Genomic DNA, 12,986 nt, shown 5'->3' with positions numbered 1-12,986 from the left:
GGACGCGCGCTGCGAGTCCGCCGGATGGCGCGGGCCACGGCAGGAGATGCTCTTGGCGCCCGGGAGAGCCGCCCGCCTCCATCCGTGATCGGCGCCGGCCCGGCAGGGCGCCTGTCCGACACACGGTTTCCGCAGTGGGCCGGGCTGCCTCTCGGACTGCTCGACCCGGGCCGACGGCTGGAGACTGTGGCGGCGGGCGACGGGACCTCCGCCCGGGTCAGGCCCTCCCGAGCCCTGCCCCCGCACGGATCGCCGCCACCGGTTCGAGCCGCAGCCGCCGGGCCGGCCACGGTGGCGGCTGCGCCGGGCCGAACCAGACCCGGACGTCCTCCCCGGTGCGGACGGGCAGGAGGGGATAGTCGTTCTCGGCGTGCTCGGTGCGGTGCAGCGCATGGGCCGGGCCCAGGTGCCGGGCGGCGTAGGCCTCGAAGGACGCCGCGTCGGGAGCGTGGCAGACGGTCGCGACCACCTCACGGGCGCCCGGCTCCACCGTGAAGCCAGGGCCGCGCAGCAGCAGGACGTCGTTACTGTCGATCATGGTGGCGTTGGCCGCGTCGCGGTGCTTCCGCCAGACCGGGCCGGTGTAGAAGGCCTCCAGCGAGCGCCGGCGGTGCGTCATGTCGGGGAACGCGCGCACCCAGACGAAGCGGTCCGGGTCGTCCAGGTCGCGGAACCGGCCGCCGACGGTGATGCCTGCGGACTGCTGGCCGGTCACGAACTCGCGCTCGAACAGCTCGATCAGCGTCTCCCGGGCTCCGGGACGCAAGGTGTACTGCCGGAGTTCCACGATGCTCATACGCCGGCATCCCCGGTGCGGGAGAGGTCCATCGTCCAGTTGAGCTCCCAGGTGCGGCCGTCGTCGGCGGAGAACTCCTGCTCCCAGCGGGCGGTGTCCGGGCCGAGGCGGTACCAGGTGAAGTGCACCCGGATCGGGCGGCCGTCGTAGGTGTCCTCGCCGTGGAAGTCACCGCGCTCGCCGGTGAATCCGCCGAGCACCGGCGGATCCAGCCGGCCCGTCCGGCTGTCGGACCAGTAGATCGACCAGCGTTCCGTCTCGCGGTCGTACAGGCGCAGGGTCGCTCCCCGGCGGCCGAGTGTGGGGAACGTGATCTCGTCGATGTTGCCGGCCCCCTCGAACAGCGGCCGGACCACCGAGTGGCCCGGGAATTCCGTCCAGGTGCCGGGGCCCGGTGCGAGCGGTGCGGTGAGACGTCGGTTGGCCACGTCCCAGGAGCCGTGCAGGAAGTCGAAGTCGTTCATGCGCCCAAGCTATGGGTGCTTCACTGACATCCAGTGTCAGTGAATACTGAGCGGCATGCGCGCGAGCCGGCTGGTCACCCTGCTTCTCCTGCTCCAGAACCGGGGCCGGATGACGGCCCAGCAGCTAGCCGGGGAACTGGAGGTCTCGGTACGGACGGTCTACCGGGACACCGAGGCGCTCGCCGCCGCCGGTATCCCGCTGTACGGTGCCGCGGGACACGCGGGTGGCTACCGGCTGGTCGACGGCTACCGGACCCGGCTCACCGGACTGACCACGGACGAGGCGCAGGCGGCGTTCCTCGCCGCGCTCCCCGGCGCCGCCGCAGAGCTCGGCCTCGGCGAGGCGCTCGCCACCGCCCAGCTCAAGTTGCGGGCCGCCCTTCCGGCGGAGCTGCGCGAGCACGCCGGGCGCGTCCAGGAACGTTTCCTGCTCGACGCCCCCGGCTGGTACGGCGACGCGGACCTCACGCCCCACCTGGCCCCGGTCGCCGCCGCCGTGTGGGGGCGGCGGGCGGCGGTGCTGACGTATCGGCGCTGGCGGGCGCCGGAGGAGATCGAGCGGCGGGTGGAGCCGTACGGCCTCGTACTCAAGGCCGGCCGCTGGTACCTGGTCGCGCACGGGCAGTCCGGGATCCGCACCTACCGGGTCGACCAGATCCTCGGCTTCCGGCCGCTGGAGGAGTTCGTCATGCCGGACGGGTTCGACCTGGCCGCGTACTGGAACGGCTATCTGACCGAATTCCGGGCCCGGCTCCACAGCGGCGAGGCCCTGGTGCGGCTCACTCCGGAGGGTGCACGCCGTCTCGGTGTGAGGCCCGCGAGTGACGGATGGACGCAGGCCCGGGTGCCCATCGAGTCGCTCGACCACGCCCACGGGGAGTTCCTGCGACTGGGCGCCGACATCGAGGTCCTGGAGCCGGCCGGACTCCGCGACCGCATCGCCGCGACCGCACGCACCCTGGCCGCACGCTACGGGGCCTGACTCCCGGCCGCAGCGCGCTCCGTTGCCGTTCGAGGGCGTCGGCAGTCGCTCCGCACAGGGCGAAACGCCCGGTAATCATGCCTGTCGTCGTGTTTACCGGAGGCCGCGAAGGGCACCCGGGACGGGTCAGGGAACGCGGCAGGGCCGGGAACGGGCGGGGGCGGCCCTTGATCGGACCCAAGGAGTGCCATGCGCGCCGAACAACTCACCGAGCTTGCCCAGCAGCTGAGGGTCGACTCCGTCCGGGCCACCGACACGGCGGGGTCGGGGCACGCGACCTCGTCGATGTCCGCCGCCGACCTCGTCGCGGTCCTGTTCGCCCAGCACCTGCGCTACGACTTCGACGAACCGGACCACCCGGGCAACGACCACCTCATCCTGTCCAAGGGACACGCCTCCCCGGTGCTGTACGCCGCCTATCTCATGGCCGGTGCCATCACCGACGACGAGCTGATGACCTTCCGCGAGAAGGACAGCAGGCTGGAGGGCCACCCCACGCCCCGGCTGCCCTGGGTGGACTCCGCGACCGGCTCGCTGGGCCAGGGGCTCCCCGTCGGCGTGGGCATGGCCCTGGCCGGCAAGCGGCTGGAACACGGGCCGTCCCGTGTCTGGGTGATCAGCGGGGACAGCGAGATGGCCGAGGGTTCCGTCTGGGAGGCCGCCGAGGCGGCGGGCGCCGAGCACCTCGACAACCTCACCCTGATCGTCGACGTCAACCGGCTCGGCCAGCGCGGCCCGACCCGGCACGGCCGTGACCTGGCCGCCTACCGCCGCCGGCTGCGCGCCTTCGACTGGCACACCGTCGAGGTCGACGGCCACGACCCGCACGCCATCGACCTGGCCTACGACGAGGCCCGCTCCACCATCAACAAACCGACCGCGATCCTGGCGGCCACCGTCAAGGGCCGGGGAGTGGCAGCCGTCGCCGACAAGGAGGGCTTCCACGGCAAGCCCCTCAAGGACGCGGACGAGGCCGTCGAGGAGCTCGGTGGCCGGCGGTTCCTGCGCATCAAGGTCCACAAGCCCGAGGCGGTCCCCGCGGCACAGCCCCCGCGCACGGCACGGCCCGAACTTCCGGTGTTCGACGAGGGCGACGAGGTCGCCACCCGTGACGCGTTCGGCAAGGCGCTCGCGGCCCTCGGCGACGCCCGCGGCGACATCGTGGCCCTCGACGGCGAGGTCGGCGACTCCACGCGGGCCGAGCTGTTCTCCGAGCACCATCCCGAGCGCTACTTCGAGTGCTACATCGCCGAGCAGCAGCTCGTCGCCGGCGCGGTCGGCATGCAGGCACGCGGGTACGTCCCCTTCGCCACCACCTTCGCGGCGTTCCTGACCCGCGCGCACGACTTCATCCGGATGGCGGCGATCAGCCGCGCCGGCATCAACCTCGTCGGCTCCCACGCCGGTGTGGCCATCGGCCAGGACGGGCCGTCCCAGATGGGCGTCGAGGACTTCGCCATGATGCGCGCCATCCACGGCAGCACCGTGCTGTGCCCGTGCGACGCGAACCAGACCGCCAAACTGGTCGCGGCCATGGCCGGCCTCAAGGGCATCCGCTACCTGCGCACCAACCGGGGCGGCACCGAGGTGATCTACGGACCGGACGAGGAATTCCCGGTCGGCGGGAGCAAGACCCTGCGCGCCGGTGACAACGACCGGCTGACCCTCGTCGCGGCGGGCACCACCGTGCCCGAGGCACTGGGGGCCGCCGATCTGCTGGCCGAGGAGGGCATCGGCGTCCGGGTGATCGACCTGTACTCGGTGAAGCCGGTGGACGCCGAGACGCTCCAGCAGGCCGCCGAGGAGACCCGCTGCCTGATGACCGTCGAGGACCACCACCCCGAGGGCGGACTGGGCGACGCGGTCGCCGAGGCGTTCGCCGACGGCCGGCCCGTTCCCCGTCTGGTGCGCCTCGCCGTGCGCGACATGCCCGGCTCCGCGAGCCCCGCGGAGCAGCTGCACGCCTCCGGCATCGATGCCGAGAGCATCGCGGCCGGCGCGCGCCTGCTGGTCGAGGAAGGCGTCGTGCGGTGACGGCCGAGGGACCGCATCCCTTACGGTCCCGTGACGTGCCGACGCGGAAGCGGAAGACTCAGCTCGTGGCGGCCTACCGTGGGCGCCATGCGTGTACTGGTCACCGGCGGCGCCGGGTTCATCGGTTCGGAGATCGTACGGACCCTCGGGTCGGCCGGGCACGAAGCGGTGGTGTTCGACGCCCTGCTGCCCTCGGCGCACGGCGGTTCCCCGGCCCCGCACGGCCGTCCCCCGGCCCCGCCCGGCGGAAGCGGCCCACTCGTCGTGGCGGACGTGCGCGACCGGGAGGCCGTGGACCGTGCGCTGCGCGGCATCGACGTGGTGTGTCACCAGGCGGCGATGGTCGGCCTCGGCAAGGACTTCGCGGACGCCCCGGACTACGTCGGATGCAACGACCTCGGGACGGCCGTCCTGCTCGCGGCGATGGCCGGGGCGGGGGTGCGGAGTCTGGTGCTCGCCGGATCGATGGTCGTGTACGGGGAGGGCCGGTACGACTGCCTGCGGCACGGCCGGGTCCGGCCGGGACCGCGCGCCGAGGCCGATCTTTCCGCGGGCAGGTTCGAGCCCCGCTGCCCCGCCTGCGGTACGGAACTGGTCCCCGGGCTCGTCGGCGAGGACGCGCCGGTGGACCCGCGCAATGTGTACGCGACGACCAAGCTCACCCAGGAACACCTCGCCGCCTCCTGGGCGCGGGCGACGGGCGGGCGCGCGGTGGCGCTGCGCTACCACAACGTGTACGGACCGGGGATGCCGCGCGACACTCCGTACGCCGGTGTCGCCTCCTTCTTCCGTTCGGCCCTGGCCCGGGGCGAGTCGCCCCGTGTCTTCGAGGACGGAGGCCAGCGCCGCGACTTCATCCACGTACGGGACGTCGCCGCCGCGAACGCCGTGGCGCTGGAGGCGGTCGCGGAACGTGCGCCGGGCAGCTTCGCCGCGTACAACACCGGGAGCGGGCAGCCGCACACGATCGGCGAGATGGCCGAGGCCCTGGCCCTCGCCCATGGCGGCCCGGCCCCGGTGGTCACCGGTGAGTACCGGCTCGGGGACGTACGCCATGTCACGGCGGACTCGCGGCGGCTGCGCGACGAACTGGGCTGGCGGCCGGAGGTGGGCTTCGCCGACGGCATGGCGCGGTTCGCGGCGGCACCGCTTCGGGCGGCGCCGGCCGTTTGACGACACTGCCGAGGCTCACGCCACCGGCAGGATCACCTCGAAGCAGCAGCCGCCGGTGACGTTGCGGACCTCCGCCCGCCCGGCGTGTGCCTCGACGATCCCGCGCACGATGGCGAGACCGAGGCCCGCTCCGGCCGGGGGCGTACGGGCATGGGTGCCCCGCCAGCCGGTGTCGAAGACCCGGGGCAGGTCCTCTTCCGGGATGCCGCCGCAGCCGTCCGTCACCGAGAGCACCACCCCGTCGTCCGCGCGGTGCGCGGCGACGGCGACGGTGCCGTCGGCGGGAGTGCGGCGGATGGCGTTGATCAGGAGGTTGCCCAGGACCCGGCTCATCTCCTTGCCGTCGACCTCGACGGGGACCGCCTCGATCCGGTCGCCGACCAGCCGCACCCCATGCTCGCGGGCCAGCGGGTCCGCGCCGGCGAGGGCGTCGCCCACCAGGTCGTAGACGGAGATCCGGGTGGGGGACAGGGTGAGCGAGCCCGCATGGATGCGGGACAGCTCGAAGAGGTCGCCGACCATGTCGTTCATCCGCTCCACCTCGGTGCGTATCTGCCGCAGATAACGCCGGGAGTCGACGGCCATGCCGTCCTCAAGCGCCTCGGACATGGCACGCAGTCCCGCGAGCGGGGTGCGCAGGTCGTGCGAGATCCAGGCGACGAGCTCACGCCGCGAGGTCTCCAGGGCGCGCTCCCGCGCGCGGGAGTCGTCGAGCTTGGCGCTGGTGGCGGCCAGTTCCCGGCTGAGCGCGGCGAGTTCGGCGGTGGCCGGGGCCTCGGGGGCCGCGAAGACACCGCCGTCGCCGAAGGACCGGGCGGCCAGGGTCAGGTCGCGGCTCCTGGCCGCCACCCAGCGGCCGAGCAGCATCGCGGTGACGAGCGACACGACGGCGGCCATGGCGACCACGGTGGTGACCACGGTGAGGTCGTGCGGGGACAGGAACATCGCCCAGGCGACGGCAAGGGTGCCGGCGAGCATCGCGGTGACGGCCACGGCGGCCACGACCGTCAGCGAGACGACGAGGGAGCGGCGGCGGGAGAACCGCAGCACGAGTGCGCCGAGCAGCCCGGCCGCCGCGGCGCCGAGGAAGGCGAAGAGCGCGATGAGGAGGATGTCGGTCACGACCGCGGTCCGGTGTCGGAGGAGGTGTCGGGGGAGGTCCCGACCGTGGGCAGGTCCAGTCGGTAGCCGACGCCCCAGACCGTACGGATCAGCTCCGGGCGGGCCGGATCGGCCTCCACCTTCCCCCGCAGGCGGCGGACGTGGACGGTCACGGTCGACAGATCACCGAAGTCCCAGCCCCAGACGCCACGCATCAGCTCCTCCCGGGTGAAGGCCCGGGCGGGGTGGCGCAGCAGGAAGGCGAGCAGGTCGAACTCCCGCAGGGTGAGGGCCAGCGGACGGCCCTTCGACGTCGCGCTCCTGGCCGCGGGGTCGAGCACCAGGCCCGCGCCTTCGAGCAGGGCCGAGGGGGCTGAGGGCGTCGCCGCCGCCCGGGCGCGGCGCAGTACGGAGTCGACGCGCAGGACGAGTTCGCGGGGACTGAACGGCTTGGTGACGTAGTCGTCCGCACCCGTCTCCAGGCCGAGGATGCGGTCCTCCTCGTCACCGCGCGCGGTGAGCATGATGACCGGCACCGGTCCGTGTGCCCGCATGCGGCGGCAGACCTCGAACCCGTCCATGCCCGGCAGCATCAGGTCCAGGACGGCCAGATCCGGGCGTCCGGCGGCGAACTGCTCCAGCGCCGCCGGGCCGTTCGACGCGCGGGCCACCTCGTAGCCGGCCCCCGCCAGGTATCCCTCGACCACTTCGGCGACCGTGGGGTCGTCGTCCACGACGAGTACCCGGCCGCGGGCGGGGGCGCAGGAGGCCGGCCCGCCGCCCCGCGTCGCCGGGGCCACCGCTGATGACAGGACTCCACCCACCGGGCGCGTGGAAGGCTCCCTGCCGGCGGGGCAGGGCGGTGACGGATCGGGGATCGGCTGCATGCCACCACCTTGGCACCCGCCGTCGTGGCGCGCGGACCCTCCTGCGCCACCGGGCGGCGACGTCCGGATTCCGTAAGACTTCGGAACCCGATTTGTCGCTTTCCGCTCCGTAGGGTGAGCCGCGTGATCCCTTCCCCCGATACTTCCGGTCCCCGTGCCGACCTCGTCCTGCCCTGTCTCGACGAGGCCGCCGCCCTGCCCGCGGTGCTGGCCCGGGTCCCTCGCGGCTGGCGGGCGATCGTCGTGGACAACGGCTCGGCCGACGGCTCGGCGGAGCTGGCCCGGTCCCTCGGCGCGACGGTCGTGCGTGAACCGCGGCGCGGTTTTGGTGCGGCCTGTCACGCCGGACTTCTCGCCTCCGACGCGGAGTTCGTCTGCTTCTGCGACTGCGACGGTTCGCTGGATCCCGGACTGCTGCCCGACTTCGTCCGCCGGGTCGCCGACGGCGAGAGCGATCTGGTGCTCGGCCGTCGCCGTCCCCAGGGGCGCGGAGCGTGGCCGCTGCACGCGCGGGCGGGCAACGCGGCCCTCGCCCGGATGCTGCGCCGCCGCACCGGGCTGCGCCTGCACGACCTCGGGCCGATGCGGGCCGCGCGCCGGGCCGATCTGCTGGGACTCGGCCTCACCGACCGGCGCAGCGGCTACCCGCTCCAGATGGTGGTGCGGGCGGCCGACGCGGGACTGCGCGTCACCGAGACGGACGTCCCCTACCTCGCCCGGACCGGGAAGTCGAAGGTCACCGGCACCTGGCTGGGCACCTGGCACGCGGTGCGCGACATGCGCGCCGTGCTGGGCGAGCCCCCGGTCCGGGTCGGGGCCTCCCGATGAGCGCGCCGGCCCCCGGCCCCGTTCGTACGGCTCCGACCGGGCCGACGACCCTGCTCGTCATCGCGAAGGAGCCGCTGCCCGGCCGGGTCAAAACGCGGCTCACCCCGCCCTTCTCTCCAACCGAGGCGGCGCGTCTGGCCGAAGCGGCGCTCGCCGACACCCTGCACACCATCCGCGCGCTGCCCGCCGCGCGGCGGGTCGTCGTCCTGGAGGGAAGGCCCGGACCGTGGCTGCCGCCCGGCATCGAGGTGGTGGCGCAGGGCGCGGGAGGGCTCGACGAACGGCTCGCCGCAGCGTTCGCGGCCTGCACCGGCCCGGCCCTGCTGATCGGGATGGACACACCGCAGGTCGGGGCGGCCGATCTGGCCCCCGCCCTCTCACCGACCGCGTGGGACGGCTGCGACGCCTGGTTCGGCCCGGCGGTCGACGGTGGGTTCTGGGCGCTGGGCCTGGCCGAACCCGACCCCGGCCTCCTGCGCGGCGTACCGATGTCCGTCCCCGAGACCGGTGCCGTGCAGCGACGCCGGCTGGTCGACGCCGGACTGTGCGTCCGCGATCTTCCCCGGCTGCGGGACGTGGACACGGCAGCCGATGCCGCGCACGTCGCCTCCCTCGCACCGCACGGGCGCTTCGCCGCCGCATTCTGCGGGCTGACCCGGGCGGCGGCCCGATGAACCCCACGGGCCGGGAACGCGGCGTGATGAGCCCACCGCAGCCGGACGTCCCCCCGAGGGCCACCGGCTCATGGAGCGCCGGCGCCTACGCCACCGCGCTGCGCAACGGCCACGGCCCGCTCTTCCTCCGCCGTACGGACGGCTGGCTGCTGCCGCTGGACGTCGAGCGCTGGTGCGCCGGGGCGGACGCGGCGGACCTGTCGGCGCTGCGCCGCTGCGAGGGTCCCGTCCTGGACATCGGGTGCGGGCCCGGGAGGCTGGTCGCCGCCCTGGCGGCCCGCGGCCACCGCGCACTCGGGATCGACGTCAGCGACGTCGCGGTCGACCGCACGCTGCGGCTGGGCGGAACCGCGCTGCGCCGCTCCGTCTTCGAACCGCTGCCGGGGGAAGGGCGCTGGGGCACCGTCCTCCTCGTCGACGGCAACATCGGCATCGGTGGCGACCCCTCGCGCCTTCTGCGACGCACCACGGACCTGCTCGCCCCGGGCGGGCTCCTCATCGTCGAGACCGCACCGCAGGACATCGACGAACGGGTCCAGGTGCAGCTGGACGACGGACGAGCCCCCACCACCGGACCGGCACCCGCCGACCCCTTTCCGTGGGCCCGGCTCGGCACATCGGCGCTGCTGGGATACGCCTGCCCGCACGGCCTGGACTCCGTCGATCAGTGGGACTCCGACGGCCGTGCCTTCGTCGCCCTGCGACGCAGCAGGGCCGTCCGGACCACCAGCCACACGCCCGACACCAGGAACAGCGCGGCCGTGATCAGCAGCCAGTTCCCCAGGAACACCTCGGGGGACAGCCCGCTCGCCGGCTCGTAGCGCCGGGTCTGCCGGGTGATCAGCGGGAACCACACGAGGAGCAGCAGCCCGGAGAGGAGGGCCGGCACCCGGACGAAGTTCACCAGGCCCGAGCGCCGTCCGGCCGACCGGCACAGCAGCCGGTCCGCGGCCGCGTAGACCGGAACCAGCACCAGGTCGTGCACGAGGGCGGCGCCGACGAACCACACGGCCACCCCGAAGGCGTCCCCGGCCAGCAGCCGTACCCCCGCGTAGCCCGCCAGGGCGAAGGAGGCGGCCATCAGCAGGAGATGCAACGGCCCCTCCCCGTACAGGCGCCGCACGACGGCCCGCGGATTCACCCTGTTCACAGCGATCCAAAGGTCAGCCGGGACACCCATTTGGTGTTGAGCACGCCGGGGGCGGCCGGCACGATGATCCGTGCCGGATAGCCGTGATCGGGTGTCAGAGGCTCGCCGTTGACCGACAGGGCCAGGAGGGAGCGCGGGTCGCGCACCTGGTTGTCGCGCAGCGCGGCCCTGCGGAACGGCCCGCTGCGCTGGACGGACTCCACCAGTACCCCCGGTGGGCTGTGCGGGTATCCGGCGAGCGCTGCCAGGTCCTCGAGCCGCACCCCGCGCCACCACTGGTCCGAGGTCGACCAGCCCTCCACACACGCGATCGGGAGCGCCGCGCTGTGCTGGTCCATGGCCAGCAACTGTTCCCGGGTGAAGCGGAGATCCCCGTCCGGCCCGCTGACGGTGAGCCACCAGCCCTCACCCGTATCGGCCGGGGTGATCCCCACAGCGGCGGCCGTCTTGTTGATCTGGAAGCCGTTCGGCCCGGAGCCCGGCTCGGCGGCGCCGTGCGGAGTGAGCGCGGCCAGTCGCCGCAGCGGTCCGTCGAAGCTCCGTCCGCCCGAGGTGATCAGCAGGACCAGGGAACCGGCGCCCACCATGGCCAGCGCCCCCCGGCGGGACAGCGTCGGCGGCAATGGTGCCGGTGACTCCAGCGGGTCGCCCCGCACGCTCCCGCGCAGCCCTCCCGACCGCAGCACCCGTGCGGCCTGCGGCACGCGGAGCCCCGCATGGGCGAGGAACGCGGCGAAGAACACCCAGCCTCCGTAGAAGTGCAACGGGTAGAAGGAGCCCGGGAACAGGTACTCCAGCTGGATGTTGAGAAGCCCTGTGACGAACTCGAACAGCGCCCCGCCCACCAGGAGAAGCAGCGAGATCCGCTCCAGCGCGTGCCCGACGGAGCGGGCCGGCGGCAGCGCGAACAGCCGGGGCACGACCGACCAGAGCTTGGCCAGCAGGACCGGGACGAGCACGATGCCCAGAGTGACGTGGAGCCCCTGCGTCAGCCGGTACAGCCAGTGCGGGCCGGTCGGCCAGGCGAAGAGGTAGAAGCCCAGCAGCCCTTTGTCCGGCGTCTTGTCGTTGACCGGATTCAGGTCTGGGTTGTAGGCGGCGTACGACAACAGACCCGTCACGAACAGCACCGTGATCCCGACGAGCAGGACGAGGCCGAGCACGGCGGTGAACGGCACTCCGCGCACCGGGCTGCGCCAGAAGGCCGGCGCGGAGGGAAGGCGTCCGAGGATCGTCGTCGCACGTCCGCCGAGGAGACGGGAGAGGAACGCGGGTGGGGTCGGACTCTGCCGACGGCTGTCGCCCATGGCCCGACGCTATCCCCGGAGTGGAGGGGTGAGGCGGTTGCGACTCCTGACGAAACCATGACGTCCCCCGCCCCCCGACGCCTATGGGACCGGTGGACGACCGGCGAATCTGACGGTTCGGTGACGCGCCCCGCCGCCGGACGTCTCCAGCGTCCGGCCGTGCGTACGGTGCCTGGGTGAAGACCGTGGACCGCACCGAACAGGCCGCCGAACCGATCTCCGTGCAGCGCCCAGGACGCCTACGCGACCTGGCAGCCGTCGGTGCCGGCGTCGTGCTGGTCGCCGCCGCCGTGCTCGTCGGCCGCGCCTTCGACGACTCCGCCCGCGTCCTCGTGGTCCACTGGCCACCGCTGCTCGCGCACTGGTACCCGCATACCGGGCCCGGCACCTGGGCCGCGCCCGTGGTCGCCGCGGCCGTCATCGCCTACGGCCCCGCCCTCGCCGACCGGCTGCGCTGGCGAGCCCTCCTCCTCGGCTGCTACCTCACCGCACTCGCCTGGGTCTTCTCGCTCGCGCTGATCGACGGCTGGGACCGCGGGATCGCCGAGCGGCTCACCACCAAACACGAGTACCTGAGGGTCATCGGACGCTTCGACGACATCGGCGCGGCCCTGCGCGGCTTCAACGACCACATCCTGATCGGCCCGCCCGGCAACTGGCCCGCTCACGTCGCCGGACACCCGCCGGGCTCCACCCTCACCTTCGTCCTGCTGGACCGCATCGGACTCGGCGGCGGCGCCTGGGCCGGCGTGTGGTGCATCCTGACCGGGGCCCTCGCCGCGGTAGCCGTCCTGATCACCGTCCGCGCCCTGGCGGACGAGGACACCGCCCGCCGCGCGGCGCCGTTCGTCGTCCTCGCCCCGGTCGCTGTCTGGGCCGGCACCTCGGCCGACGGCTACTTCACCGCGGTCGCCGCCTGGTCCGTGGCGCTGCTGGCCCTGGCCGCGACACGCACGGTCCGCAGCCCCGCAGCCGCCGCACTGGGCGCCGGCCTCCTCTACGGGCTGACCTGCTACCTCAGTTACGGACTGACGCTCATCGCGCTCCCGCTGCTGGCCGTTCTCCTGCTCACCCGGACCACCCGGCCGCTCCCCCTCTTCCTACTGGGAGCTCTGGTGGTGCCGGTGGCCTTCACCCTCGCGGGCTTCAACTGGTGGGAGGCGTACCGTCTGCTCGTCGACCGCTACTACCAGGGGGCCGGCGGTGTCCGCCCGTACTCCTACTGGGTCTGGGCCAACCTCGCCTGCACCGCGATCGCCGTCGGACCGGCCGTGCTCGCGGGCCTGGGCCGGACGCTTGCGGGCGCCCTGGGAACGGCACGCGCCCTGCGGACCGGGCCGGCGGCTCCGCCGCAGCGCCTGATCCTGCTCGTGTCGGCGGCACTCCTGGCATTGCTGGCGGCGGACCTGTCGGGGATGAGCAAGGCGGAGACGGAACGCATCTGGCAGCCCTTCATGCTCTGGCTGCTTCCCGCGGCCGCACTCCTGCCCTCGAAGGGCCGACGCGGCTGGGTGGCCGCTCAGGCGGTCGTGGCTCTCGCGGTCAACCATCTGCTCTGGACCGGGTGGTAGCCGCAGACGGAAGAACGGC

General features: G+C 73.6%; 12 protein-coding genes. 7 read left to right on the top strand and 5 right to left on the bottom strand.

Annotation, left to right across the window (positions count from 1 at the left end; all coding sequences use genetic code 11):
• Positions 1–217: 217 nt before the first annotated feature.
• Together ABTX18_RS26585 and ABTX18_RS26580 are read right to left on the bottom strand one after the other, a co-directional pair.
• On the bottom strand, positions 218–796 hold the full coding sequence (locus ABTX18_RS26585; RefSeq protein ID WP_352125270.1) for an NIPSNAP family protein: 579 nt from the start codon (positions 794–796) through the stop codon (positions 218–220).
• Positions 793–1,260, bottom strand: coding sequence for a hypothetical protein (locus tag ABTX18_RS26580; protein WP_352125269.1), 468 nt, complete (start codon positions 1,258–1,260; stop codon positions 793–795). Before ABTX18_RS26580 ends, ABTX18_RS26585 begins: the two co-directional genes overlap by 4 nt.
• A gap of 55 nt (positions 1,261–1,315) precedes the next feature.
• Between ABTX18_RS26580 and ABTX18_RS26575 the strand changes: the two genes are divergently transcribed.
• The 3 genes from ABTX18_RS26575 (at position 1,316) to ABTX18_RS26565 (ending at position 5,449) form a co-directional block, all read left to right on the top strand.
• On the top strand, positions 1,316–2,242 hold the full coding sequence (locus ABTX18_RS26575) for a helix-turn-helix transcriptional regulator (protein ID WP_352125268.1): 927 nt from the start codon (positions 1,316–1,318) through the stop codon (positions 2,240–2,242).
• Between the two features lie 189 nt (positions 2,243–2,431).
• Positions 2,432–4,276: a transketolase gene (locus tag ABTX18_RS26570; RefSeq protein WP_352125267.1), complete on the top strand. Its 1,845-nt coding sequence runs from the start codon at positions 2,432–2,434 to the stop codon at positions 4,274–4,276.
• Positions 4,277–4,363: 87 nt separating this feature from the next.
• A complete protein-coding gene (locus tag ABTX18_RS26565; protein ID WP_352125266.1) occupies positions 4,364–5,449 on the top strand; it encodes an NAD-dependent epimerase/dehydratase family protein in 1,086 nt (361 codons plus the stop codon).
• A 15-nt stretch (positions 5,450–5,464) separates the two neighbouring features.
• On the opposite strand, the gene ABTX18_RS26560 is transcribed toward ABTX18_RS26565, so the two are convergent.
• Positions 5,465–6,571, bottom strand: a complete 1,107-nt coding sequence (locus ABTX18_RS26560) for a sensor histidine kinase (protein WP_352125265.1) — start codon at positions 6,569–6,571, stop codon at positions 5,465–5,467.
• A complete protein-coding gene (locus ABTX18_RS26555) occupies positions 6,568–7,437 on the bottom strand; it encodes a response regulator transcription factor (RefSeq protein ID WP_352125264.1) in 870 nt (289 codons plus the stop codon). Before ABTX18_RS26555 ends, ABTX18_RS26560 begins: the two co-directional genes overlap by 4 nt.
• A 123-nt stretch (positions 7,438–7,560) precedes the next feature.
• Here ABTX18_RS26555 and ABTX18_RS26550 point away from each other — a divergent pair, with 123 nt between their 5' ends.
• From ABTX18_RS26550 to ABTX18_RS26540, 3 genes are read left to right on the top strand one after another with little or no spacing between them, the layout of a single operon-like run.
• On the top strand, positions 7,561–8,265 hold the full coding sequence (locus tag ABTX18_RS26550) for a glycosyltransferase family 2 protein (RefSeq protein WP_352125263.1): 705 nt from the start codon (positions 7,561–7,563) through the stop codon (positions 8,263–8,265).
• Positions 8,262–8,939, top strand: a complete 678-nt coding sequence (locus ABTX18_RS26545; RefSeq protein WP_352125262.1) for a TIGR04282 family arsenosugar biosynthesis glycosyltransferase — start codon at positions 8,262–8,264, stop codon at positions 8,937–8,939. The genes ABTX18_RS26550 and ABTX18_RS26545 overlap by 4 nt, the downstream gene beginning before the upstream one ends.
• A 26-nt stretch (positions 8,940–8,965) precedes the next feature.
• Positions 8,966–9,760: a class I SAM-dependent methyltransferase gene (locus tag ABTX18_RS26540; protein WP_352125261.1), complete on the top strand. Its 795-nt coding sequence runs from the start codon at positions 8,966–8,968 to the stop codon at positions 9,758–9,760.
• A gap of 325 nt (positions 9,761–10,085) precedes the next feature.
• Here the strand turns inward: ABTX18_RS26540 and ABTX18_RS26535 are convergent, their stop codons facing one another.
• Positions 10,086–11,396, bottom strand: a complete 1,311-nt coding sequence (locus ABTX18_RS26535; protein ID WP_352125260.1) for a molybdopterin-dependent oxidoreductase — start codon at positions 11,394–11,396, stop codon at positions 10,086–10,088.
• A gap of 176 nt (positions 11,397–11,572) precedes the next feature.
• Here ABTX18_RS26535 and ABTX18_RS26530 point away from each other — a divergent pair, with 176 nt between their 5' ends.
• Entirely contained in the window at positions 11,573–12,967 is a 1,395-nt protein-coding gene (locus ABTX18_RS26530) for a hypothetical protein (protein ID WP_503061212.1), read from the top strand.
• Positions 12,968–12,986 lie beyond the last annotated feature (19 nt).

Origin of the sequence: Streptomyces sp. NPDC096323 (genome assembly GCF_040302845.1) — a bacterium.
Classification (GTDB): domain Bacteria; phylum Actinomycetota; class Actinomycetes; order Streptomycetales; family Streptomycetaceae; genus Streptomyces.
The sequence above is the reverse complement of the archived record's forward strand: the minus strand, read 5'-3'. Positions and strand labels throughout refer to the sequence as shown.